Genomic DNA, 23978 nt, shown 5'->3' with positions numbered 1-23978 from the left:
TCGGACGGCCCACTTCATGGAAGACTTGCGTCGACTTCAGAGCGGTCCATGGGGCTCACCGAATTCGTCTCACAACTGCCTGACTGGATTGGTCAGGCGGTAGAAGCCAACCCCTGGGCGGGATATGGCGCAATCTTTGCAGCCATGTTTCTGGAGAATCTGTTTCCACCGATTCCTTCCGAGCTGATCATGCCTCTCGGAGGTTTTTACGTTCAGCAAGGCCAGTTGCAGCTGATCCCTGTGGTCATCGCGGGCTTGGTGGGAACTGTTCTTGGTGCATTGCCTTGGTATGGAATTGGCAGGCTGATCAATGAAGAAAGAATTGAGCAATGGCTCAGTCGCCATGGCCGCTGGATTGGCATCAGTCCTCAGGAGTTGTCACGCAGTCGACGCTGGTTCAGTCGCTATGGGACCGCTCTGGTGTTCTGGGGACGTTTGGTGCCCGGCATTCGCACCCTGATTTCTGTGCCTGCCGGAATTGAATTGATGCCGGTGACGCCGTTTCTGATCTGGACCACCGCCGGCAGTCTGATCTGGACCCTCTTGCTGACTGTTGCGGGCATGGTGCTCGGTGAGGGTTACAGCAATGTGGAGGCCTGGATTGATCCGGTCAGCAAAGTGATCAAGATTCTTCTGGTGGTTGCTGTGCTGGCCGGGGGGATCTGGTTAGGTCTCCGGATCTGGAGGCGTCGACAGTCCGCGGATTGATGGCGGACTGATCGGCTGACTCAGGATTCAGAAGGGCACTTCTTCATCGCTGGGACTCCCGCCTCCGAAGCTGCTGCTTGCCTCCTGGTTGTCTCTTTTCGAGCCAAGAAGTTCAAGCCGGTCAACGCGAACCACCGGCTTGCTGCGTTCTTCACCACTGTTCCGGTCATTCCATCGGTCCAGCTTGAAGCTGCCGATGATCCCCAGCAGGGATCCTTTTTTCACGTAGTCGGCAGCAACCTGGGCCTGTTTTCCCCAGATCTCAAGATTGAACCAGTCGGGTTCGTCGTCGCGACTTCTGCGGTTCACGGCGATGGTGAGGTTCGCCACCATGCTTCCCGATTCGAAATACCTGACTTCTGGATCCCGGCCGGCACGGCCAACCAGGGTCACGGAATTGACACCCATTGAATCTCTCCTGTTGTTGGGTCAATGATGCGCCACGGCTGTCAGAACTGACGGTTGCTGTGGCTGCCTTCTAGAAGTTCCACCCTCCATCGAATTCGTAACAGGAGAGCCCTGAAACTGCACCTATGATTCGCCGAAATGTGTACTCGCCAGTGCTGTTCCGCCGTTTCCAGCTGTCCCGTGACATCGGCATCGATCTGGGTACTGCCAACACCCTGATTTACGTCTCGGGCAAGGGGATCGTGCTGCAGGAGCCTTCCGTGGTGGCTCTGGATCTCGAACGCGGTGTGACCATGGCCGTTGGAGACGAGGCCAAGCTGATGCTTGGCCGCACGCCTGGAAATATCCGTGCTGTTCGCCCTCTGCGGGATGGTGTGATCGCCGATTTCGATGCGGCTGAACAGATGCTCACAACCTTCATCCAAAAAGGCAATGAAGGCCGCGGCATCGTGGCCCCTCGTCTTGTCGTGGGAATTCCCAGCGGGGTGACCGGTGTGGAGCGTCGTGCCGTGCGTGAAGCCGGTCTCGCCGGAGCACGCGAGGTTCATCTGATTGACGAGCCTGTCGCGGCTGCCATTGGTGCCGGACTGCCGGTCACCGAGCCTGTCGGCACAATGATTGTTGATATCGGAGGCGGCACCACGGAGGTGGCGGTGCTCAGCCTCGGTGGCACGGTGCTCAGCGAGTCCGTACGAGTCGCTGGAGATGAAATCAGCGACTCCATCGGCGTCTATCTCAAGAAAGTGCACAACCTTGTTGTGGGTGAGCGCACTGCCGAGGAAATCAAGATCCGCATCGGTTCCGCCTTCCACGATGAAGAGTTTGATCAGACGGTGATGGATGTTCGGGGCCTTCATCTGCTCTCCGGGCTGCCTCGAACGATTCAGTTGCAGGCAGGCGATCTGCGTGAAGCCATCTCTGAACCTCTGAACGTGATTGTTGAGGCTGTGAAGCGCACCCTCGAGCGCACTCCTCCGGAACTTGCCGCCGACATTGTTGATCGAGGCATCATGCTGGCAGGAGGTGGCGCTTTGGTTCGCGGTATCAGTGATCTGATCAGCCATGAGACGGGGATTTTCACCCACATCGCAGAGGAGCCACTGTTGTGTGTGGTCAAAGGTTGTGGGCAGGTTCTTGATGATTACAAGCGCCTTCAGAGGGTGCTTGACACACCTGAATTCGTTCGCTCAGCTGCTGCTCTCTGATCACCATGGGCTCCACCCAGAGGCCCCAGGGGGCAAGGCTGCGCTCCATGAAGCGTCTGTGGCCGTGGTTGCTCTTGCTGCTGGCTCTGGGAATGGTCCGATTCAGCAAAGGGGCTGGATTTGCTGATGCCTTCGCTTTATTGACTCGTCCTTTCTGGCCGGGCTCCGCTCAACGCGAGTGGATTGAGTCTGCTCAACAGCAGGAGCAGCTCTCCCGCCTGGAGCTTTTGGAGCAGGACAACGCACGACTGCGCGAGCTTTTGGCCCTGGATCAGCAGTCATCCGGTGACTGGCTTCAGGCTGCGGTCATCTCCCGTTCAACATCGGGCTGGTGGCAACAGTTGATGCTGGGCAAGGGATCTCTGGAAGGTGTGGCAAAGGACGATGCCGTGGTGGGCCCTGGAGGCCTGGTCGGCAGGGTTCAGAGCGTGACGCCCATCACCAGCACGGTTCGCCTGCTGACGGCTCCAGGCAGTCGCATCGGTGTCTGGTTGCCGCGCACTCAGCAGCATGGTCTGCTGGTGGGCCTTGGAACAGCCCGGCCTCAGTTGCAGTTTCTTGACAAGGACATCCAGGCCCGCCCGGGTGACCTGGTCAGCACCTCTCCTGCCAGCACGCTGTTGCCCCCCAACCTGCCGGTGGCAGTGGTGCAGTCGCTCAATGCCAGATCGGTTCCGGCACCTACTGCTCTGGTGCAGCTGATTGCGCCGCCTGATGCCATTGATTGGGTTCAGGTGAAGGTGCGCTAGAGAATGACGTGCCTGCATCGACAACCAATCTGTGTGGCATCCGCCCTTCTGGTGCCGGTCTTGCAGGTGGCACCACCCCCCTGGCTCAGTTTGGATGGTGTTCCGCCCAGCTGGGCAATCCTCTGGCTGCTTCCCTGGTCGCTGGTGGATGGCCCTTTTGCAGGTGCGATTGCAGGAGCTGCGATTGGGCTTGCTCTGGATGGTCTGAGCCTCGGTGACGTCAGTCAGGTTCCCGCCCTTGTCCTGATGGGTTGGTGGTGGGGGCGTCTGGGCCGTCGCGGTCCGCCGATTCAGCGCAGCCTCAACCTGGGCCTGCTGGCCTGGATTGGAACGCTGGTGCTCGGCTTGTCTTTATGGATTCAGTGGCTGGTGCTGGGATCTTCCGAAGGATTCCTCCAGACGTGGGCACTGCAGACCATTTTCGCCCAGTCTTTGATCACTGGACTGCTGGCGCCATTGGTTGGATCCTGGCAGCTGCTTCTGTGGCGACGGCGAGCTCCAGCATGATCTTCTCTCTGCGACGGCGCAGGTTCCTGACCGGCCTGGCTCTATCCGGTTTGTCGGTGTTCATCTGGGGGTGTCGTCCGGGATCAGTCCCTGACGGCACTCTCCAGCTCTGGACTCTGCAACTGGCCCCCAAGTTCAATCCGTACATGAATGGCGTGCTTGGGGCCTGGGACACGCTGCATCCAGAGGCTCCGGTTCGATGGACTGATCTCCCCTGGGGATCGGTGGAGCGCAAGCTGCTGGCGGCCGTGTTTGCCCGCACTGCCCCTGATGTGGTGAATCTCAATCCCCCCTTTGCGGCCAATCTGGCCAGCAAGGGTGGCCTCACCGATCTCACGCCGCTGTTGCCACCGGGTGCAGAGCAGATCTACCTGCCATCGGTCTGGAAGGCGGCCAGGGATCCTCAGGCGGGTCAGATCGCCATCCCCTGGTATCTGACGGTCCGCCTGAGCCTGGTGAACGGCGATCTTCTGCGTCAGGCTGGACTCTCTGGGGCTCCTCGTCGATGGGAGGAGGTGCCTGCCTATGCACGCAGCATCCGCGAGCGCACAGGTCGTTACGGTCTTTTTGTCACGGTTGTCCCCGATGATTCCGCGGAGCTGCTGGAGTCGCTGGTACAGATGGGTGTGACCCTTCTTGATGCTCGTCAGAGAGCTGCGTTCAACACGCCGGTTGGCAGAAAGGCCTTTGCATTCTGGACGGATCTGTATCGCGAAGGCTTGTTGCCCCGGGAAGTGGTGAGCCAGGGCCAGCGGCGGGCCATCGAGCTCTATCAGAGCGGTGAACTGGCATTGCTGGCCAGCGGTGCTGAGTTTCTGCGCAGCATTCAGACCAATGCTCCAGGCGTGGCGGCGGTCACCTCACCTGAGCCACCGCTCACCGGCCCCGACGGCACCGCCAACGTGGCCTTGATGACGCTGGCGGTGCCTCGGCAGAGTCAGCAGGCTCGCGACGCTGTTGAACTGGCCCTTTTCTTGACCAACGGGACCAATCAGGCTCGTTTTGCCCGCGAGGCAAGAGTTCTTCCCTCCTCTCTGGAGGCCCTGGCGGCTGTTCGTGCGGAGCTTGAGGCCGAGCAGCCATCCGATGCGGCCGAGGCTCAGATCCGTGACGCGCGTCTGCTGTCGGCTGAAACGTTGAACAGTGCACGGGTGCTTGTGCCTGCGACTCCTGGGGTCAAGCGATTGCAAAGCATTGTCTACACCCAGTTGCAGCGAGCCATGTTGGGCCAGATCAGCAGTGATCAGGCCGTGCTTGAAGCAGAGCAGCAATGGAACAGTTATGCAGCTGCCCGCTGGCCCTGACCCCCTGGGCTGGACACCGCTTCAATTCTTAAAAGAAGCCAAAACCTGTTCCCGGTTTGGATCCCGGAGCCCGTTCCGCACACGTCGAACGGTAGGGTTGCAATTCTTACTTGATGGAGTGTATGCCCGACGGCCCATCCCACCGACATGATGGCGATGGGACTCTCCAGGGAGCTCCAGAGTCTGCCAAAGCCACACTGCTTGTCGTTGATGACGAGCCGGCTGTGCGTCGGGTCCTGGTGATGCGTTTGCAACTCGCCGGTTATCGCGTTGTCTGCGCAGAGGATGGAGAGGAAGCTTTAGAGGTGTTCCATCGCGAATCTCCGGACCTCGTGGTTCTGGACGTGATGCTGCCGAAACTTGATGGTTTTGCGGTCTGTCGGCGTCTGCGGGCCGAATCCTGTGTACCGATCATTTTTCTGTCGGCACTGGAAGCCATTTCAGAGCGAGTTGCCGGCCTTGATCTCGGCGCGGATGATTATCTGCCGAAGCCCTTCAGCCCCAAAGAGCTTGAAGCCAGAATCGCCACAATCCTCCGTCGCGTGGGCAGGGGTTCGGCCACGGCTGAGCCTCGCGAGCTTCCCACCGGCCAAGGCGTGGTGCGTGTGGGTGATCTTGTTGTCGATACCAATCGCCGTCAGGTCACTCGCGGCAGTGAACGAATTTCACTCACCTACACCGAGTTCAGCCTGCTTGAACTCCTGTTCAGGGAGCCTGGCCGAGTCGTTCCCCGTGCTGAGATTCTTGAGCAGCTCTGGGGCTATCCGCCGCGTCGTGCCGCAGACCTTCGGGTTGTTGATGTGTACGTGGCCCGCCTGCGCGGCAAGCTTGAACCGGATCCTCGTAATCCAGAGCTGATTCTCACTGTGCGTGGCATTGGTTATTCCTCTCAGCGCATGGGTGACAACGCTCCTGCTGCAGTTGCAAGCTGAGTTGGCTCTGTAGAGCTCTGACTTTTCTCTGGCTTGCCGGCACCGTCGACCGGCAGGATGGCGCCCATCTGAACTCTTTCCTGTGTCTGAACTGCGAGAGACCCGTTTGGAGAAGGCGAATGCGCTCAGAGAGCAGGGTGTAGAGCCCTATGCCCTCCACTTCGATCCCACCGATCGGATGGCGCAGTTGCAGGATGCCCACGCTGACCTGCCCAAAGGCGAAGAGCGAGATCTCAGCGTGGCGGTCGCAGGTCGTGTGATGACGCGTCGGGTGATGGGCAAACTTGCCTTCTTCACCTTGTCTGATGAGACAGGCACGATTCAGCTGTTTCTGGAAAAATCAACCCTGGGTGAGTCGTTTGCACAGATCACGGCACTTGTCGATGCGGGCGATCTGATCGGGGTGCGCGGAATCCTGCGCCGGACTGATCGCGGTGAGCTGTCTGTGAAAGTGTCTGAGTGGACCATGCTCACCAAATCGCTGCAGCCGTTGCCTGACAAGTGGCATGGCCTTGCCGATGTGGAAAAGCGTTACCGACAGCGCTATCTCGATCTGATCGTGACGCCCCAGTCGCGGGAAACGTTTCGGCGCCGTGCGTTAACGGTGAGCGCGATTCGGCGCTGGTTGGATGATCGCGACTTCCTGGAAATCGAGACACCCGTTCTGCAGAGTCAGCCGGGTGGGGCTGATGCCAGACCCTTTGAAACGCATCACAACGCTCTGGACCTTCCGCTGACCTTGCGGATCGCCACGGAACTGCACCTCAAGAGGCTGGTTGTGGGGGGCTTCGAGCGGGTGTATGAGCTTGGTCGAATTTTCCGCAATGAGGGCATCAGCACCCGACACAATCCTGAATTCACTTCAGTTGAGGTGTATCAGGCCTATTCCGATTACCTCGGGATGATGGAGCTCACTGAGCAGATGATCAGTGCTGTCTGTCAGGAGGTCTGCGGTTGCCAGATCATCACTTACCAAGGCACTGAGATTGATCTGAGCCCTCCCTGGAAACGGGCCACCATGCATGAGTTGGTGCAGGACTCCACCGGCCTGGATTTCCAGGCTTTCAAAACCCGGGAGGAAGCCGCAGCGGCCATGGAGATGCAGGGTCTGCATGCTCCTGCGTTGGCAGATTCCGTGGGACGTCTTCTTAATGAGGCGTTTGAGCAGGCTGTGGAGTCCACTTTGATCCAGCCCACATTTGTGTTGGACTATCCCCTTGAGATTTCGCCTCTGGCACGTCCACACCGCAGCAAGCCTGGCTTGGTGGAACGGTTTGAGTTGTTCATCGTTGGCAGAGAGCATGCCAATGCCTTCAGTGAGCTCACTGATCCAGTGGATCAGCGACAGCGTCTGGAGACTCAGCAGGAGCGCAAAGCCGCCGGCGATCTTGAGGCTCAGGGTCTTGATGAGGATTTCGTCAATGCTCTGGAGGTGGGGATGCCTCCCACGGGTGGCCTCGGTATCGGCATCGATCGATTGGTCATGCTGCTCACTGACAGCCCCTCGATTCGCGATGTGATTGCCTTCCCGCTTCTGCGTCCAGAGGTCTGATTGTCAGGGACGGTTGCCTTGCGCCCTCAGGGTGGATAATGGAGCACAGTGGCAAGGTCCCTTTCCAATGAGTGGTGAGCGCGTAGGTTTCCGCTTCAAGCACGCCGATGCGGTGGTCAAGCGCAATCCCCAGGGGCGCTCCCGCCGCGGCTGGGTGATGGAGCCTGTTGAGCAGACCACCAGTCGAGGCACAAAGATGCCCGCCTATCGCATTCGCTGGCGTGACAGCGAGCGTCCTGAGATCGTGCTTCAGCACATGCTGATTGCCGATCCTGATCCCACTCCTCCGCCCGAGAATGTCAGCCTCGAGCCTCCAGCTCCCAAGTCCTGATTGCCTGGCCGATCAGCTGAGGCCCTGGCTACGCCTCAGCTCTTCAAGTTCCTGATGGGCTTCAAACAAGGCCCAGTCTTCATCCAGGCTGCGATCTCCTCCTTGTTGTGAGACCTTCTGATTGAGCAGGGAAATCTGTTGATCCAGGTCTCGGAAATTCCGACCCAGTTCATCCAGCTCGTTCCAGAGATCCCTTCCCTGATTCATCAGGTTGTTCACATGCTTTTCAGCCCGCAACGCCAGGTCATCGGCTCCGGCGTTGCGGGCTTTTTTTGTGCGTTCTCCCCAGGCCTGAACTTGTTCTGCTAGTGAAAGCAGCTGGCGTCGAAGGTCTTTGGCCTGGATCTGCATCTGGTCGCGTCGGCTGCTGAGATCGCGCTGTCTATCCTGCAGATGCTGTTCCCGCAGCATGCGGTCCTGGTCGGGATTGGAGCGCAAAAAGGCATCCAACCGCTCTTCCAGGTTGCGTTCAAGCTGATCGAGCCATGTCGGTGACATCAGTCCAGGCTTGATGCGTCTCAGCTCAGTCTGCAGCTTCCAGCCAGTGCAGGGAGAGGTCATCGGCAGGATCGTGCCAGCGACCGCACCAGCGCCAGCCTGCGTCTTTGGCCAGTTCACGGGCCATCTCCGCTGAGTACTTGACGCTGTATTCGGTCACAAGGGGCTGTCCTGCGCTGAAGGTCCATGGCTCACCAGCTACCGAGACCGTCTGGTGAACCTCGCTGATTAGGGCCATGCGGACGCGGCTCTCTGCTTCCTGCCAGACAGCCTCATAGAGGAACTTGTCTGGGTTGAAGTCAGCATCCAGATCCTTGTTCAGTCTTCGCAGTAGGTTCCGGGCGAAGGCAGCAGAGATGCCTGCCGCATCGTCGTAAGCGGCCTCCAGCCTGGAGCTTGCCTTTGGTTGATCAAGTCCCAGCAAAAGCGGTCCGCCACTGAGAAGTACGCGAAATCTGTGCAGCAGCGCAACGGCCTCGTCACGAGTGAAGTTGCCGAGGGAACTTCCAGGAAAGAACCCCACTTTTCTTTCACCTTGGATCAGTGGATGGTCTGGCAGGGCCTCAAGCTGACTGTGGTCGCAGCAGATCCCCAACATCGGCACCCGAGGATGTTGAGCCTGAAGTGTCGCTGTTGACCGGCGCAGATGCTCAGCGCTGATGTCGAGAGCCACATAGGCGTGAGGGTGCATCGCCTCCAGAAGCGGCCCCACCTTGCGTGCGCTGCCTGCGCCGAATTCAACGATCACTCCTGATCCGATGGCATTGACGATGTCTGCAGCTGATGACTCCAGCAGGGCGATTTCCGTTCGGGTAAGGCTGTATTCCGGTTGCTGGCAGATCTGATCGAACAGTTGTGACCCCTCGTTGTCGTACAGGAACCAGGCCGGCAGCTGGCGGGGTTCACGTTTCAGGCCGTCCTGCACGAGTCGTCGCATGTCCGCGCTGGGTGGATGCAGATCGATCAGCTGGGGACGCGCAGGCGTTTGGGTTGTCATTGGGCCAGGCGCAGACCCGCCGCCATCCAGCGGCTGGCCGGGGTGAAGAAGTTCCGGTAAGTGTCGCGGGAATGCCCTCTGGGTGTGAGCTGGCTGCTGCCCCGCAGCACGAACTGGGAAGTCATGAATTTGCCGTTGTATTCGCCGACAGCGCCGGCTGCAGGTTGGAATCCTGGGTAGGGGCGGTATGGGCTTGAGGTCCATTGCCAGAGCTGACCATGGCTCTGTTGCAGTGAATCGCCGTGTTCAGTGCTGGCCAGTTCCCATTCCGCTTCGCTGGGAAGGCGGGCGCTGGACCAGCGTGCGTAGGCATCCGCTTCGAACCAGCTGAGGTGACGCACGGGCAGGTGATCCTCCAGCGGGCAGCGGCCAGCCAGGGTGAACTCCCAGCGCCAGGGACCTTGGCCATCAGGATCACGTCGCCAGTAGCGGGGTGCTTCCCAGTTGCGCTCGCTGCGCTCCGTCCAGCCCTCGCTCATCCAGAGCTCAGGACGCTGATAACCGCCATCATCGATGAAGCATCGGTAAGCGGCATTGCTCACCAGCTGAGTGGCAATGCGGAAAGGTTCCAGCCAGGTTCGATGCCGCGGGCCTTCGTTATCGAAGTGGAAGGAATCACCGTTGTGGCCCACTTCCACCAGCCCTCCGCGGCAGTCGAGCCAGGGTCCGTTCTTCTGTGAGTCTGTTTTGATACAGGGTGTGACGGGCTGATCAGCGATCTGCCCACACCAGTCAGTGCGATAGGCCGGTTCCAGGGGCTGACGACTGAATCCATCCAGCAGGTCCATCAGCATTAGTTCCTGGTGCTGCTGCTCATGGTGAAGACCCAGCTCCACCAGCTTCAGCCATGGAGCTTCGCTGTGGCGCTCCAAAAGCTCCTCGAGTGCCTGGTTCACTCGCTTCCGCCAGGCTGAGACCTCCTCCATCGGTGGTCGGCTGAGCAGTCCTCGCTGGGGCCGTGGCTGACGTGGGCCAACAGCCTCGTAATAGGAGTTGAACAGATAGCTCCAGCGAGGGTCCGCAGGCACATAGTCGGGATGGTGGGGCTTCAGCACGAAGGTTTCGAAGAACCAGGTGGTGTGAGCCAGGTGCCATTTCGGTGGGCTGGCATCGGCCATTCCCTGCAGGTTGAGGTCTTCCGTGTTGAGTGGTTCAATCAGCGCCTCACTGGTACGCCGCACCTCCATCAATCGATTCAGGAGCGAGCCGGAGGCCATGGAGGGGAATCATGCTGGCGGAGACGTTAGTGGGATCCCTGTCGGGTGTCAGCGCAGCACTGCCCCTACCATCAGCCTAAACCGCAGCTCCTTTGTGATCGGCACGTTGCTGGCCGACCGGTATCGCCTGGACAGCTGTCTGTCTTCGGATCCGGACCATCCCCAGGGGATCCTCTGGCGTGCCGCTGATCAGCTGGCGTCTGACGCACCTGTTGCGCTGCGGCAACTCAACGATCAAAAGACCCAGGACCGTTTCCGCAGTCTGTGGTCATCGATGCAGTCACTGCTCCATCCGCAGATTCCACGCTTTGGAGGTCTGCTCGAGGAACAGGGCAGCCTCTGGCTCGTGCGGGAGTGGCAGGAGGGCTCCACTCTGAGCCAGATCCAGAACCAACGTCTGCAGCGTCAGTTGGTGTTCGGCTCCGGTGAGGTGCTCCTGCTGATGAGGCAGCTGCTGCCGCCGCTTGCAGTGCTGCATGGTCAGGAGTTGGTTCATGGCGACATCAACCCCCGCAACCTGCTCAGGCGTGATCAGGATTGTCTGCCCGTGTTGCTGGATTTCGGCTTGTTGCAGCGCAGTGGTCAGCAGCCTCTGACTGCTGCGTCGCCGGTCTTTGCTCCTCGCGCTCAGGTGCGACGCGCACCTGCTGCAGCCTGGATGGATCTGCATGGTCTTGGCGTGTCGGCTCTGACCCTGTTGAGCGGTCGACCTCCCGCGCAGCTGTTGAAGGGCGATGAAGAGGGCTGGCTGCTGCCCACCGATCTCGACCTCGATCCTTCCTACCGGGAGGTCTTGGAACGTTTGCTTTCTGAGCAGCCTGAGCACCGTTTTGAAAGCGCTGCTGAGGCCCTTCAGGCTTTGCAGGCTGTGTCGATGCCTGAAACAACAGGGCCACAGCCCCGTGCCGATCGCACCCTGGTTCTGGCCCCTGTGGTTGCAGATGACTCACTGCCCGCTGCGAATGGGTCTCCTGACCTGCCGAGAATCGCGGTTGATCAGCAGGAAAAACGGCGCCGGCCCTCCGCAGAGCAGCGTCAGCTTGCGGCAGAAGGCCGTTTATGGCCGGTGGTCGGTGCCCTGCTGGTTTCGGCTCTGGTTGGAACAGCCATCGGTTGGTTTCTGCTGACGCGCGGCAATCCCCCTGCGGGTGCCCCCTCCACTGAGCGTGACGTGATCGGTCGTTCTCCTTCCGCGAGCCTTCCTCCTGCGGAGGTCGATCAACGCCAGCAGCTGCTCAGTCGTCTGCGTGCCCTGCAAGTTGATCGCAGTTGGTTTCTGCAGTTGGTGGATGCAAGCCTGATGGCCCGTTTCCCGGAGCGTGGTGGCCGCCTGCCCAGCGATTCCCTCGAAGACGCGCCTTTGAGGAGCGTCTGGAATGAACTCGCAGAGGAGTGGTTAGCCAGGGTTGAGCAACTGCCGCCAGGGCAGCGCAGTCGCCTTGGACAGCTCAAGCCTGCTGATTGGCAGAAGCAGCGCCAGGCTCTTGTGTCGCAGGGCGTGAACAATAAGGTCGTGGAGCAGCTGGTCAGCGCTTCGGCACAGGCGTTGCTTCCGGGCGTTCCTGCAGGGGGCAAGCCGCCCGAGCCTTTCCGTCAGCTGTGGATCGCCGCAGCGTTGCGCAGTCTTGAGGATGTCCGCATTGAAAAGGTCAAAGCGCGTTCACCGGCGCCCACGGTTCTTTCCAGTCGCGTGCCAGCTGGTGGTGCACGCCTGATCTCGATTTCAGTCCCAGCGGGTCGCCGGCTGGTGTTGGGCATCAACGGCACACCACTGATGCAGATGACTGTCTACGGATCTGATGGTGAGGTGGCTGCCGAGCGAGGACCGCTGCGTGTTGTGACTCTGCCGGTGGAAGCTGGATCGCCGGTTCAGGTATTGGTGACCAATGACGGTGTGTCTTCAGGCTTGCTGACACTCTCCTGCCGTGCCGATGCACCGGCACCGACGCCGTTGCCGGAGGTTGACCTCAACCCGATTCCCGATCCGGCGACCGGGGTGCAGGGCCCCGTCGAGGAGCTTCCCGAACCTCCCGGTCCAAGGCCTGCAGGTGCGGAGGATCCCCCTGTTGAAGAGACCGATACAACCGATGGATCCAACCGAGAGTCCACTCTTGAATCCACCCTTGAATCAATTGCACCGTGGCGGCAGTTCAGTGATCAGAACCCCTGAGACCGCTGTGCTTAAGGCAGCAGTGATTCAGTAGCGCGCAATGGCAGCCCGTGTTTCTTTCCTGATCTGTTTGTCCTTTTCGGCCGCACGTTTGTCATGCAACTTGCGGCCTTTGCCGAGACCGATGGTGAGCTTGATCCAGGATCCCTGCAGGTGCATGTTGAGAGGGATCAGCGTCAGCCCCTTCTGATCAAGTTGCCCGCGCAGCTTGTCAATTTCGCGTCGGTGGGCCAGCAACCTGCGTACGCGCAGCGGATCGTGGTTGTAATAACCGCTGGCATGGGTATGGGGTGAGATGTGCACGTTGTGCAGCTGCATTTCCCCATTGCGGATCAGACAGAATCCGTCCCTGAGGTTGGCCTGGCCAGCCCGGATCGATTTCACTTCGGTACCCACCAGTTCAATGCCGGTTTCCAGAGTTTCGAGGATGTCGTACTGATGCCTGGCGAGCCTGTTGTCAGCCAGCAAGCGATTGGCCGCCGCCCTTGCTGCCGCGTTTTTCTTGCCTCCACCTTTGGCCATGGCCTGTCTGGCCTTTCGGCCGCTTGATGCTCCGACCCTATCCAGGTCTCGGTACTCTTCCCACATGGCCATTGTTTCCTCAAGCGCAGGATCCCCGCGTCCACGCAAGGAGCGTGAGCCCAATCGGGTTGTCGACGCGGCCCGGCAGCCAGGAGATGATCTCGATCCGGCAGTGCCTGCGTCACGTGACGACGGATTACGGCCCAGGTGTCTGCGGGACTACATCGGTCAACGCGAGCTCAAACAGGTGCTTGGCATTGCGGTGAAAGCCGCGCTGGGGAGGGGAGATGTACTCGATCATGTGCTGCTCTACGGCCCTCCCGGTCTGGGCAAGACAACCATGGCCATGGTGCTGGCTGAAGAGTTGGGGGTGAAGTGCCGTATCACCAGTGCCCCTGCTCTTGAGCGCCCCCGCGACATCGTTGGTCTGTTGGTGAACCTGCAGCCACGGGAGCTGCTGTTCATCGATGAAATTCATCGATTGAGTCGGGTGGCTGAGGAGCTGCTTTATCCGGCGATGGAGGATCACCGACTTGACCTCACGGTGGGCAAGGGAAGCACCGCACGTACCCGTTCGCTGGACCTTCCTCCCTTCACCCTGGTCGGCGCCACAACACGAGCCGGTGCGCTGAGTTCACCGCTGCGTGATCGTTTCGGTTTGATTCAGCGTCTGGAGTTCTATGGCCTGGACGACTTGCGGTCGATTGTGGAGCGCGCTGCAGGATTGCTTGCGCTTGATCTGACGGCTGATGCCTGCGCTGAGATTGCTCTCCGCTGCAGGGGGACGCCTCGCATTGCCAACCGGCTGCTGCGTCGGGTGCGAGATGTGGCCTGTGTCCGTGACTGTTCCGGGCCGATCGACAGACTGTTGGTCGATGAAGCTCTCACCCTTCATCGAGTGGATGGTCGTGGACTCGATGCCAGTGACCGAAGGCTGCTGGAGCTGCTGCTCCAATCCCACGGGGGTGGTCCTGCCGGACTGGACACTCTGGCCGCAGCGCTTGGAGAAGATCCAAGCACCTTGGAATCGGTTGTTGAGCCGTATCTGCTTCAGCTCGGGTTCCTGCAGCGCACTCCGCGTGGCCGGGTGGTGACTGCAGCAGGCCGCGACCATCTCGCTGCGGCCTGATGACAGATCTGAGGTTTATTCAGCTTTCTCACAGAGCCGGTTGTGCTCGATACGCTGAACAAATGCTCTGAGATTGAAAAAACAGTGACCCAGCTGTTTTGGTTGCAACCAGATGATCTACTCATCACCCCTCGCTCAGTGTGATGCGAATCGTGGTGTCGAGTTGTCATTCGGGTTCATGCAATGACCGGGGGTCAGGCGCATGAGATGGATGCTTCGTCTCGCCGGCTGGTTCTTACCGCTGCTGCTGATGGCGATTCCCGGCGCCGCATTCGCTGCCGAGGTTGATCAGTTGCCACAGCTGTTTGATCGTGCACTTGCGCTCAGTCGCGCGGGGGATCCGCAGCAAGCACTTCCTGTCTGGAATCAGGTTCTGGAGATTGCCCCTGACGATGCAGCGGCCTGGAGTAACCGCGGCAATGTGCGACTGATGCTTGGTGATCCGGAGGGTGCCATCTCCGATCAGACCCGTTCCATGGAGCTGGCACCAGACGATGCTGATCCCCATCTCAATCGCGGGACTGCTGAAGAGGCTCTGCAGCGCTGGTCCGAGGCCGCGGCAGACTACGACTGGATTCTGGAGCGGAATCCAGACGATGCATCGGCTCTCTACAACCTCGGCAATGTGCGTGGGTCTGAGGGTGAATGGCAGGAAGCCCAGCGTCTCTATCGCTTGGCGGCCGATGCCAGGCCTGGATTTGCGATGGCCAGAGCGAGTGATGCGCTGGCTCTGTACCAGCTCAATGATCTGAAGGAAGCCGAACGAAACCTGCGCAATCTGATCAGGCGCTACCCGATGTTCGCCGATGCACGGGCAGCCTTGAGTGCCTTGCTCTGGAGTAAGGGGTCGCGAGGTGAAGCGGAAAGCCATTGGGCTGCAGCTTCAGGTCTTGATCCCAGTTACAGCGATTCGGCCTGGCTTGCTGAGGTGCGTCGCTGGCCTCCCCGGCCGATTGCCGATCTTGAGCGGTTTCTCGCTCTTGAGATGTCATGAATCTCACAGCCACCTGGTCGGAGCGTTTGGAAGCGTTGTTGCCGGAGCTGATCGAGTTTCGCCGCCATCTGCACGCCCATCCTGAGCTCAGCGGTGAAGAACATCACACTGCTGCTCTGATCGCCGGAGACCTGCGAAAGGCCGGTTGGCGCGTTCGCGAAGGCGTGGGTCGCACGGGTCTAGTGGCTGATCTTGGCCCCGAACAGGGCCCGAAACTCGGCTTGCGAGTGGATATGGATGCACTTCCCATTGAAGAGCTAACGGACCTGCCCTATGCCTCCCTGCGGCAGGGCGTGATGCATGCCTGCGGACATGATCTGCACAGCACGGTCGGTCTGGGGGTCGCCAGATTGCTGGCGGCTGAGCCGCAATTACCCGTTGGGATGCGTTTGCTGTTCCAGCCTGCAGAAGAAATCGCGCAGGGTGCTCGCTGGATGCGTGAAGCGGGAGCCACTGAGGGGCTGGACGCCCTTCTGGGTTTGCACGTTTTTCCCAGCTTGCCAGTGGGCAGCGTGGGTTTGCGCAGCGGCAGCCTGACGGCCGCGGCTGGTGAGCTGGAGATCGAGATCAATGGTCAGGCTGGCCACGGTGCCAGGCCTCATCAGTCGGTTGATGCCATCTGGATCGCTTCGAGGGTGGTCACGGGGCTCCAGGAAGCCATCAGTCGCAGGCTTGATGCCCTTCACCCTGTGGTGGTGAGTTTCGGACGCATCGAAGGGGGCAAGGCGTTCAACGTGATTGCCGATCGGGTCACCCTGCTTGGAACGGTTCGTTGTCTGTCCAACGATGTGCATGAACAGTTGCCCACTTGGATCGAGCAAACGGTTCGGTCTCTTTGCGAGGGTTTCGGCGCCACGGCCACAGTCCGTTATCGCTGTATTGCGCCTCCCGTTGATAACGACACCAGGCTCACGGCTCTGCTCGAGCGATGTGCCATCGAACAGTTAGGCCCGGATCAGGTCCTGCGGTTGGAGCAGCCCTCTCTGGGGGCCGAGGATTTCGCCGAGTTGATCAGAGATGTGCCAGGAATGATGTTTCGCCTCGGTGTGGCGGGCCCTGAGGGATGTGCGCCGCTGCATAACGGCCACTTTCTCCCTGATGAACGCTGCCTTGGGGTCGGTATTCGGGTGCTGACGGCTGTCATGTTGGCCTGGGAACCGACACCATGAATCACCCGCCTCGCACGCGTCTGCATGTGTTGTTGTCCCTGGCGGCTCCCCTGCTGATCGGTCTGGGAGTTCTGGCCCTTGTCCAGCGTGAGGGCACGGAGCGTTGGCAGTCTGTTCCTGCCATCCTGGTGGGTTCCGGCCTGGTGATCCACGCAGTGGTTGGTCGCCGCCGCCGTCGCCACCAGCTGCTGGTGGCTTTACGAAGCAGCCGTTTTCAGGAGAATTGAATCGATGTCGTCCACACCGCAACAATCACAGGGGGGTGAGCCCGATCTGAACGCTCTCAGGGAGGCCATCGGTTCAGGTGATCCAGTCAGGGCGATGCCGGCGCTCACCCAGTTGCGATTCTGCAGCGATGAGGATGCTGTTCCTCTTCTGGTGCTGGGCAGTGAGCAGGAGGCCTTCCTGGTGCGCTCCTTGAGCTGCAGCGGTCTGGGATACAAGCGCACCGAGCAGGGTTGGATCGTGCTGGAGCGGCTGCTGCGCAGCGATGCTGATGCGAATGTGCGAGCCGAGGCGGCCAATGCCCTCGCCAGTTATGGCGTTGCGCGAGCCTGGCCCTTGCTGAAAGCCGCATTCGATGTCGACAGCGCCTGGCTAGTGCGTTGCAGCATTCTTTCGGCTTTGGCGGAACAATCAGAGATCGATTTCGGCTGGCTGCTGGAGCTGGCCAGTGCAGCGATCACGGATGGAGACGGCACGGTGCGCGTCAGCGGGGCGGAGATCCTGGGCCGGATTGTGCGTGAAAACGCTGATCATCCGATCGGTGAGCAGGCCAGAACTCTGTTGTTGCCCCTCCAGAAAGACGTTGACCACCGTGTTGTGGCAGCGGCGCTGAACGGATTGCAGCTGCGTTGACGGTGTGTTCCCAACGGCGTTGCTAGTAATGGAGCACCACTAGGGGTGCCCTGGATCGTTTGCGATCCCATTGGCTGAGATCACACCCTCCGAACCTGATCCGGGTCATTCCGGCGACAGGGAAGTGACCAATGTGATCTGCGGCCAGCTGGCCGGCTCCTGGCAGTTCCTTCGCTGAATGGATCATGCGTGCTTCCTGGGTTCAGTCCCGTCGCGGACAGCCGAACGTGTCCCAGATGCATTTCGCCCGTCAGGGCCTGGTGACCGAGGAGATGGTCTATGTGGCCAGGAGGGAGAACCTGCCCGAGACCCTGGTGATGGAGGAGGTGGCACGGGGGCGCATGGTGATCCCTGCCAACATCAATCATGAAAATCTGGAGCCGATGGCGATCGGGATCGCCAGCAAGTGCAAGGTGAATGCCAACATCGGCGCCTCACCCAACGCCTCTGATGCCGAGGAAGAGGTCAAGAAGCTGAATCTGGCGGTGAAATACGGTGCCGACACCGTCATGGATCTGTCCACCGGTGGCGTCAACCTGGATGAGGTTCGAACGTCAATCATCAAGGCGTCGCCCGTGCCGATCGGCACGGTTCCCGTCTATCAGGCGCTGGAAAGTGTGCATGGCTCGATTGAACGCCTCTCTGAGGACGACTTCCTGCACATCATCGAGAAGCACTGTCAGCAGGGGGTTGATTACCAGACCATCCACGCTGGGCTGCTGATTGAGCACCTGGTGAAGGTGAAAGGCCGTATCACCGGGATTGTCAGTCGCGGAGGGGGCATACTCGCCCAGTGGATGCTGTATCACCACCGCCAGAACCCGCTCTACACGCGTTTTGACGACATCTGCGAGATTTTCAAGCGTTACGACTGCACGTTCTCACTGGGTGATTCGCTGCGCCCGGGCTGTCAGCACGATGCTTCCGATGCGGCTCAGCTTGCCGAGCTCCACACCCTTGGTGAACTGACGCGTCGTGCCTGGGAGAAGGATATTCAGGTAATGGTTGAGGGTCCAGGCCACGTGCCGATGGATCAGATCGAGTTCAACGTGAAAAAACAGATGGAGGAGTGCAACGAGGCACCTTTCTATGTTCTGGGCCCTCTGGTGACGGACATCGCACCTGGTTATGACCACATCACTTCGGCGATCGGTGCGGCCATGGCCGGCTGGCATGGCACGGCGATGCTCTGTTATGTGACACCGAAAGAGCACCTGGGTCTCCCCAATGCCGACGATGTGCGTGAGGGTTTGATTGCCTACAAGATCGCGGCACATGCGGCCGATATCGCCAGGCATCGTCCAGGTGCCCGTGATCGGGATGATGAGCTCAGCCGGGCTCGTTACGCTTTCGACTGGAACAAGCAGTTTGAATTGTCATTGGACCCCGAGCGGGCCAAGCAATATCACGATGAAACCCTGCCTGCTGATATCTACAAGCAGGCTGAATTCTGCTCGATGTGTGGCCCCAAGCACTGTCCGATGCAGACCAAGATCACCGATGAGGATCTCGAAGGTTTGGAGAAGGTGCTGGAGGTGAAAGGTGGAGCTGAATTGTCCGGGGTGAAAATGGACAAGGCTGAGTAAGTCCGCTCTGAAGAGCATCACCCAGGATCATTGATTTTTTGGGTGATGATTTTCAGAGTTTTCTGGTTATCTGGTTCTGGTTTCGAGTGTTTCTCGAAACCAATTGATTGTCGGTTGAAGTCCTTCTTGGAGGGAGATTTTCGGCTCCCAGCCCAGTTCCCTCCTGGCAAGATCAATGACGGGTTGGCGCTGGAGAGGATCGTCCTGAGGTAGTGGCTTGCGGATCAGTTCAAGGTTGGGGTTGATCTGATCACGTACGAGCTCAGCCAGCTGGCGGATGGTGAATTCATTGGGGTTGCCGATATTGACGGGACCGGATGTATCCCCACTCATCAGTCGAAGCATGCCTTCGATCAGATCATCCACATAGCAAAACGATCTGGTTTGATTGCCCTCTCCATAGAGCGTCAGAGGTTTTCCCTGGAGGGCCTGAACGATGAAGTTACTCACCACACGTCCATCGTCTGGGAGCATGCGCGGTCCATAGGTATTGAAGATGCGCATCACCCGAATCTCCGTGCCGTGCATGCGCTGGTAGTCGAAACAAAGGGTTTCGGCAATGCGCTTGCCCTCGTCGTAACAACTGCGAATTCCGATCGTGTTGACGCAGCCTCGATAGCTTTCCGGTTGTGGGTGAATTTCTGGATCTCCGTAAACTTCGCTCGTGCTTGCCAGCAGGAAGCGAGCGCCAACCCGTCTTGCCAGGCCCAGCATGTTGTAGGTGCCAAGAAAACTTGTTTTGGCTGTTTTGATTGGGTTGAACTGGTAATGAATCGGTGAAGCGGGGCAGGCCAGATGCCAGATTCGATCAACTTCCAACTTGATCGGTTCAGTGACATCGTGGCGAATGAGTTCAAAATTAGGATGTCCAATCCATTCGCTGATATTCGACTTTCTTCCTGTGAAATAGTTGTCCAGGCAAATGACTTCTTCGTCCTTTTGCATCAGGCGATCAACCAAATGGGATCCGAGAAATCCAGCCCCGCCGGTGATGAGATTACGCATCTGATCCAGATCTCAATGGTGCTGATCAAAAAAAAGCGGAGGATTCAATCCTCCGCTTCGTGCATTCTGCAAAATTGTGCTCAGCCAAGCAACGCTCTGGATTTGGCCACCACGTTCTCCACGGTGAAGCCGAATTTCTCCATGCACGTGCCGCCAGGGGCTGAAGCCCCGAAGCGATTCATGGTGACGCTGTCTCCATCAAGTCCGATAAAGCGATGCCACCCGAAACTTTCTGCGGCTTCAACGATGATTCGCTTGCGAATAGCACTGGGCAGCACCTCTTCCTTGTAAGTGTCGCTCTGCTCGTCAAACAATTCAACACAGGGCATCGAGACAACGCGGACCTTTTTGCCGTCGGCGTTCAGCTGTTTGGAGGCCTGCACACAGAGGTCGAGTTCGGTGCCGGTACCGATCAGGATCAGATCGGGGGTTCCGTCGCAGTCTTCGAGGATGTAGCCACCCAGTGCCACTTTCTCAATCGAGGAGTTGGCTTGATTCACCATGCCTTGTCGGCTGAGGCAGAGCGCACTGGGGCGATGGCGATTCTCGATCGCCAGCTTGTAGGCACCGCTTGTCTCGTTGCCGTCGCCTGGTCGGAACACCAGCATTCCCGGCATGGCCCTGAGTGAAGGGATTGTTTCGATCGGCTGGTGTGTGGGTCCGTCTTCACCAACGCCAATGGAGTCGTGGGTGAGCACATAGATCACGCCCAGCTCGCTCAGTGCCGACAGGCGCATCGAGCCGCGCATGTAGTCGGCGAAGACCAGGAAGGTCCCGCCGTAGGGGATCAAGCCACTGTTGTGATAAGCGATACCGTTCAGCACTGCTGCCATGGCGTGCTCACGCACACCGAAGTGCAAATAGCGCTTTTCGGGGGTTTCAGGCTGGTAAGACCCTGTTTCACCCTTGATGTCTGTGTAATTGGAGTGGGTGAGGTCTGCTGAGCCACCAATCAGTTCAGGCAGATTGGGGCCAAGAGCACCCAGGCAGATCTGGGAATGCTTACGGGTGGCAAGCCCCTTGTCATCAGGGGTGTAGGTGGGAAGGTCCTTGTCCCAGCCATGGGGCAGTTCACCGCGCAGCATGCGCTCGAACATCGCTGATTCTGCCGGGTACTTGGAGCGATAGGTGGCGAGGGTTTGGTTCCACTCTGCTTCCAAACTGGCCCCGCGATCAATGGCCTGTCGGAACTGGTCGTAAGCGTCCTGGGGAACTTCGAAGGGGCCGTAGTTCCAGCCCAGCTGTTTGCGGGTCAGTTCCGTTTCCTCGTCTCCGAGGGGAGCTCCGTGCACGCCGGCGGTATCGCTCTTGTTGGGTGAGCCGAAGCCGATGGTGGTTGTGATCTTGATGATCGATGGCTTGTCGGTGACAGCTTTGGCGGCTTCGATCGCCTTGGCGATGCCATCCACATCGGTGTTGCCGTCAGCGACGTGCTGCACGTGCCAGCCGTAAGCTTCGTAACGCTTGAGCACGTCCTCGGTGAAGGACACGTTCGTGCGGCCATCGATGGTGATGTGATTGTCGTCGTAAAGAGCAATCAGTTTGCCCAGCTTCAGGTGGCCAGCCAATGACGCTGCTTCGGAAGACACCCCTTCCTGATTGCAGCCATCGCCCATGATCACGTACGTGAAGTGATCGACAACGGTCGCGTCGGGCTTGTTGAACTTCGCGGCGAGGTGAGACTCCGCAATCGCCAGACCCACAGCATTGGAAATACCAGCGCCCAGTGGGCCTGTGGTCACTTCGATGCCAGGAGTCTCGAAGGTTTCAGGGTGTCCCGGTGTTTTTGAGCCCCATTGGCGGAACTGTTTGATGTCATCGATCGACACCGAGTCGTAGCCGGTGAGATGCAGCAGTGCGTACTGCAACATGCAGCCATGGCCGGCTGACAGCACGAAGCGATCTCTGTTGAACCACTTGGGGTTCTTGGGGTTGTGATGCAGGAACTTGTCCCAGAGGGTGTACCCCATCGGCGCACAACCCATCGGCAGGCCAGGGTGGCCGCTCTTGGACTTGTTAATTGCATCCACGGCCAGCATGCGAATGCTGTTGATGCAGAGGGTGTCGAGAGAAGCGGGCGCGGCGACCATGGCGTGAGATTGGAGAAGCAATAAGAGGTTGGAGCAGTCTGAAACAGCATGGTCAGGGGCACCGGTGGTGAACCTGAACCAGGGGGTCAGTTCATGCGCTTGAAGGCAAGGCAGACGTTGTGGCCGCCGAAGCCGAACGAGTTGGACAACACCGTTCCCAGTGTGTGCTCACGGGCGGTGTTGGGCACTACATCGAGATCACAGTCGGGGTCGGGATTGCTGTAGTTGATGGTTGGAGGGACAACATTGTGCTGCAGTGCAAGCACACAAGCCACGGCTTCGATGCCCCCGGAGCCGCCCAGCAGATGGCCGGTCATCGACTTGGTTGAGCTCACCGGAATTGAGCTGGCGCGATGGCCAAGGGCACTCTTGATGGCGGCAGTTTCGTTGCTGTCGTTGGCAGGGGTGCTGGTGCCGTGAGCATTCACATAATCGATGCTTTCAGCGTTGAGGCCAGCATCATCCAGGGCAAGACGCATCGCGGCTGCACCGCCAACACCGCCGGGGGTTGGAGAGGTGATGTGGTGGGCGTCGCATGTGGTTCCATAACCAACAATTTCAGCCAGGATCGTTGCGCCGCGGGCTTCGGCATGACTCAGTGTTTCCAACACCAATAACCCTGAGCCCTCACCGATCACAAAACCGTCCCGCTCCTTGTCGAACGGGCGACTGGCCGTGGCTGGATCATCATTGCGAAAGGACAGTGCCTTGGCACTGGCAAAACCAGCCACTCCCAACGGCGTGATGGCGGACTCAGCACCGCCGCAAACCATCGCATCAGCTTTGCCAAGTTGCAGCAGACGGAATGCATCTCCGATCGCATTCGATCCCGCAGCACAGGCTGTGGCTACGGCCGAACTCGGCCCCTTTGCACCAAGGGCGATCGCTGCCAGGCCGGTGGCCATGTTGGGAATCATCATCGGCACCGTGAACGGACTCACCCGTCCGGGACCCTTCCCTTCAAGCACATGGGCCTGGGTTTCCATCGTGAGCAGGCCTCCGACTCCGGAGCCAACGCTCACTCCGATCCTGTCGGCGTTGGCCTCGGTGATCTTCAGACCTGCATCGTCAAGGGCCTGCTTGGCTGCGACAACACCGAACTTGCAATACCGATCCCAGCGCTTTGCGTCTTTGGGTTCAATGAATCCAGCCGGATCGAATTGCTTTACTTCAGCGGCGAATCGGCAGGCGTGCCGTGAGGCATCAAACAGTGAAATAGTTGCTACACCATTCCTGCCGGAGGTGAGGCCGGACCAGTACTCGGCGACGTTGTTGCCGATCGGCGTCACCGCGCCGAGGCCCGTGACCACAACGCGTTGGAGACCCTCCACCATGCTGCCGATCCTCAGGCTTGCTTGTCTTCGATGTATTTGACGGCGTCGCCGACTGTGGCGATGCCTTCAGCCGCTTCGTCTGGGATTTCGATGTCAAAGGCCTCTTCCAGTGCCATGACCAGCTCGACGGTGTCGAGGGAGTCAGCACCCAGATCATTCTGAAAATTGGATTCGGGCTTGACTTCGCCTGCATCGACGCTGAGCTGCTCTGCCACGATCGAGCGGACTTTTTCGAGGATCGCTTCCTGGGACATGGCCGTGAAGACGGGACGCCGCATCCTACGGGCTGGCCTCGTTCTTTCAAACTTCGTGACTCGACGCCGAACCTGGCGTTAACAACAGTGACGTCCCGTCACGAGCCAGCCCTCAGTCTCAACACTCCCCTTTAAGTTATTCCCAAGTCACCTACTGCGAGACGGGAGCATGTCCCACGCCGTCAAGATCTACGACACGTGCATCGGCTGCACACAGTGCGTCCGCGCTTGCCCTCTTGATGTGCTCGAAATGGTGCCCTGGGACGGCTGTAAGGCTGGTCAGATCGCCTCATCACCTCGCACAGAAGACTGTGTTGGTTGCAAGCGTTGTGAAACGGCCTGCCCCACCGACTTTCTCAGCATCAGGGTTTATCTGGGCGACGAGACCACCAGAAGCATGGGTCTTGCGTACTGATCGGCGCACCAACCACGGAATTTCCTTTACAGCCCTCTTACCCA

General features: G+C 59.3%; 25 protein-coding genes and 1 riboswitch. Of the genes, 16 read left to right on the top strand and 9 right to left on the bottom strand.

Annotated features, from left to right (window positions below):
* The first annotated feature begins 48 nt into the window (after positions 1-48).
* The gene (locus SIB83_RS06650) at positions 49-708 is read left to right on the top strand and encodes a DedA family protein (RefSeq protein ID WP_413747155.1); all 660 of its coding nucleotides are present in this window, start codon (positions 49-51) and stop codon (positions 706-708) included.
* 27 nt (positions 709-735) lie between these two features.
* Here SIB83_RS06650 and SIB83_RS06645 read toward each other — a convergent pair whose 3' ends face one another.
* A complete protein-coding gene (locus SIB83_RS06645; RefSeq protein ID WP_413404433.1) occupies positions 736-1116 on the bottom strand; it encodes a single-stranded DNA-binding protein in 381 nt (126 codons plus the stop codon).
* Between the two features lie 152 nt (positions 1117-1268).
* Between SIB83_RS06645 and SIB83_RS06640 the strand changes: the two genes are divergently transcribed.
* The 7 genes from SIB83_RS06640 (at position 1269) to SIB83_RS06610 (ending at position 7696) form a co-directional block, all read left to right on the top strand.
* Positions 1269-2321: a rod shape-determining protein gene (locus SIB83_RS06640; RefSeq protein WP_413747308.1), complete on the top strand. Its 1053-nt coding sequence runs from the start codon at positions 1269-1271 to the stop codon at positions 2319-2321.
* 5 nt (positions 2322-2326) lie between these two features.
* On the top strand, positions 2327-3070 hold the full coding sequence (mreC, locus tag SIB83_RS06635; protein ID WP_413747154.1) for a rod shape-determining protein MreC: 744 nt from the start codon (positions 2327-2329) through the stop codon (positions 3068-3070).
* A 3-nt stretch (positions 3071-3073) separates the two neighbouring features.
* Positions 3074-3577 (top strand): rod shape-determining protein MreD, encoded by a 504-nt coding sequence (locus SIB83_RS06630; RefSeq protein ID WP_413747153.1) that lies wholly within the window; start codon positions 3074-3076, stop codon positions 3575-3577.
* Positions 3574-4881: an extracellular solute-binding protein gene (locus tag SIB83_RS06625; protein ID WP_413747152.1), complete on the top strand. Its 1308-nt coding sequence runs from the start codon at positions 3574-3576 to the stop codon at positions 4879-4881. The genes SIB83_RS06630 and SIB83_RS06625 overlap by 4 nt, the downstream gene beginning before the upstream one ends.
* Positions 4882-5003: 122 nt before the next feature.
* The gene (rpaB, locus tag SIB83_RS06620) at positions 5004-5813 is read left to right on the top strand and encodes a response regulator transcription factor RpaB (RefSeq protein ID WP_413404426.1); all 810 of its coding nucleotides are present in this window, start codon (positions 5004-5006) and stop codon (positions 5811-5813) included.
* Positions 5814-5895: 82 nt separating this feature from the next.
* Complete coding sequence (lysS, locus tag SIB83_RS06615) at positions 5896-7365, top strand: lysine--tRNA ligase (RefSeq protein ID WP_413747151.1); 1470 nt, start codon at positions 5896-5898, stop codon at positions 7363-7365.
* 67 nt (positions 7366-7432) lie between these two features.
* On the top strand, positions 7433-7696 hold the full coding sequence (locus SIB83_RS06610) for a hypothetical protein (protein WP_147011917.1): 264 nt from the start codon (positions 7433-7435) through the stop codon (positions 7694-7696).
* Between the two features lie 12 nt (positions 7697-7708).
* Here the strand turns inward: SIB83_RS06610 and SIB83_RS06605 are convergent, their stop codons facing one another.
* From SIB83_RS06605 to egtB, 3 genes are read right to left on the bottom strand one after another with little or no spacing between them, the layout of a single operon-like run.
* A complete protein-coding gene (locus tag SIB83_RS06605; protein ID WP_413747307.1) occupies positions 7709-8194 on the bottom strand; it encodes a hercynine metabolism protein in 486 nt (161 codons plus the stop codon).
* A 25-nt stretch (positions 8195-8219) separates the two neighbouring features.
* Complete coding sequence (gene egtD / locus SIB83_RS06600) at positions 8220-9191, bottom strand: L-histidine N(alpha)-methyltransferase (RefSeq protein WP_413747150.1); 972 nt, start codon at positions 9189-9191, stop codon at positions 8220-8222.
* The gene (gene egtB / locus SIB83_RS06595) at positions 9188-10408 is read right to left on the bottom strand and encodes an ergothioneine biosynthesis protein EgtB (protein ID WP_413404418.1); all 1221 of its coding nucleotides are present in this window, start codon (positions 10406-10408) and stop codon (positions 9188-9190) included. Before egtB ends, egtD begins: the two co-directional genes overlap by 4 nt.
* A gap of 94 nt (positions 10409-10502) precedes the next feature.
* Between egtB and SIB83_RS06590 the strand changes: the two genes are divergently transcribed.
* Positions 10503-12578 carry a protein kinase domain-containing protein gene (locus tag SIB83_RS06590; protein ID WP_413747149.1) on the top strand — a complete coding sequence of 692 codons (2076 nt, stop codon included), beginning with the start codon at positions 10503-10505 and terminating at the stop codon, positions 12576-12578.
* A 27-nt stretch (positions 12579-12605) separates the two neighbouring features.
* Here SIB83_RS06590 and smpB read toward each other — a convergent pair whose 3' ends face one another.
* Positions 12606-13100 (bottom strand): SsrA-binding protein, encoded by a 495-nt coding sequence (gene smpB / locus SIB83_RS06585; protein ID WP_413406155.1) that lies wholly within the window; start codon positions 13098-13100, stop codon positions 12606-12608.
* Positions 13101-13164: 64 nt separating this feature from the next.
* Here smpB and ruvB point away from each other — a divergent pair, with 64 nt between their 5' ends.
* From ruvB to thiC, 6 genes are all read left to right on the top strand, one after another.
* Positions 13165-14229: a Holliday junction branch migration DNA helicase RuvB gene (gene ruvB / locus SIB83_RS06580; RefSeq protein ID WP_413747148.1), complete on the top strand. Its 1065-nt coding sequence runs from the start codon at positions 13165-13167 to the stop codon at positions 14227-14229.
* Between the two features lie 211 nt (positions 14230-14440).
* Positions 14441-15223 carry a tetratricopeptide repeat protein gene (locus SIB83_RS06575; RefSeq protein ID WP_413747306.1) on the top strand — a complete coding sequence of 261 codons (783 nt, stop codon included), beginning with the start codon at positions 14441-14443 and terminating at the stop codon, positions 15221-15223.
* The gene (locus SIB83_RS06570) at positions 15220-16392 is read left to right on the top strand and encodes an amidohydrolase (protein ID WP_413404412.1); all 1173 of its coding nucleotides are present in this window, start codon (positions 15220-15222) and stop codon (positions 16390-16392) included. Before SIB83_RS06575 ends, SIB83_RS06570 begins: the two co-directional genes overlap by 4 nt.
* Complete coding sequence (locus SIB83_RS06565) at positions 16389-16619, top strand: DUF3188 domain-containing protein (protein WP_413747147.1); 231 nt, start codon at positions 16389-16391, stop codon at positions 16617-16619. Before SIB83_RS06570 ends, SIB83_RS06565 begins: the two co-directional genes overlap by 4 nt.
* Positions 16620-16623: 4 nt before the next feature.
* A complete protein-coding gene (locus tag SIB83_RS06560) occupies positions 16624-17250 on the top strand; it encodes a HEAT repeat domain-containing protein (protein WP_413747146.1) in 627 nt (208 codons plus the stop codon).
* A gap of 31 nt (positions 17251-17281) precedes the next feature.
* Positions 17282-17390: riboswitch (TPP riboswitch) on the top strand.
* Positions 17391-17435: 45 nt separating this feature from the next.
* Positions 17436-18836, top strand: a complete 1401-nt coding sequence (gene thiC, locus SIB83_RS06555; RefSeq protein ID WP_413404406.1) for a phosphomethylpyrimidine synthase ThiC — start codon at positions 17436-17438, stop codon at positions 18834-18836.
* A gap of 66 nt (positions 18837-18902) precedes the next feature.
* On the opposite strand, the gene SIB83_RS06550 is transcribed toward thiC, so the two are convergent.
* From SIB83_RS06550 to acpP, 4 genes are all read right to left on the bottom strand, one after another.
* On the bottom strand, positions 18903-19841 hold the full coding sequence (locus SIB83_RS06550; RefSeq protein ID WP_413747145.1) for a UDP-glucuronic acid decarboxylase family protein: 939 nt from the start codon (positions 19839-19841) through the stop codon (positions 18903-18905).
* An 80-nt stretch (positions 19842-19921) separates the two neighbouring features.
* Entirely contained in the window at positions 19922-21931 is a 2010-nt protein-coding gene (tkt, locus tag SIB83_RS06545) for a transketolase (protein WP_413747144.1), read from the bottom strand.
* A gap of 86 nt (positions 21932-22017) precedes the next feature.
* Positions 22018-23265 carry a beta-ketoacyl-ACP synthase II gene (fabF, locus tag SIB83_RS06540; protein ID WP_413747143.1) on the bottom strand — a complete coding sequence of 416 codons (1248 nt, stop codon included), beginning with the start codon at positions 23263-23265 and terminating at the stop codon, positions 22018-22020.
* An 11-nt stretch (positions 23266-23276) separates the two neighbouring features.
* Positions 23277-23519 (bottom strand): acyl carrier protein, encoded by a 243-nt coding sequence (gene acpP / locus SIB83_RS06535; protein ID WP_066910276.1) that lies wholly within the window; start codon positions 23517-23519, stop codon positions 23277-23279.
* A 169-nt stretch (positions 23520-23688) separates the two neighbouring features.
* Between acpP and psaC the strand changes: the two genes are divergently transcribed.
* Positions 23689-23934: a photosystem I iron-sulfur center protein PsaC gene (gene psaC / locus SIB83_RS06530; protein WP_006850103.1), complete on the top strand. Its 246-nt coding sequence runs from the start codon at positions 23689-23691 to the stop codon at positions 23932-23934.
* Positions 23935-23978 lie beyond the last annotated feature (44 nt).

Source organism: Synechococcus sp. MIT S9507, assembly GCF_047304715.1.
Lineage (GTDB): Bacteria > Cyanobacteriota > Cyanobacteriia > PCC-6307 > Cyanobiaceae > Synechococcus_C.
The sequence above is the reverse complement of the archived record's forward strand: the minus strand, read 5'-3'. Positions and strand labels throughout refer to the sequence as shown.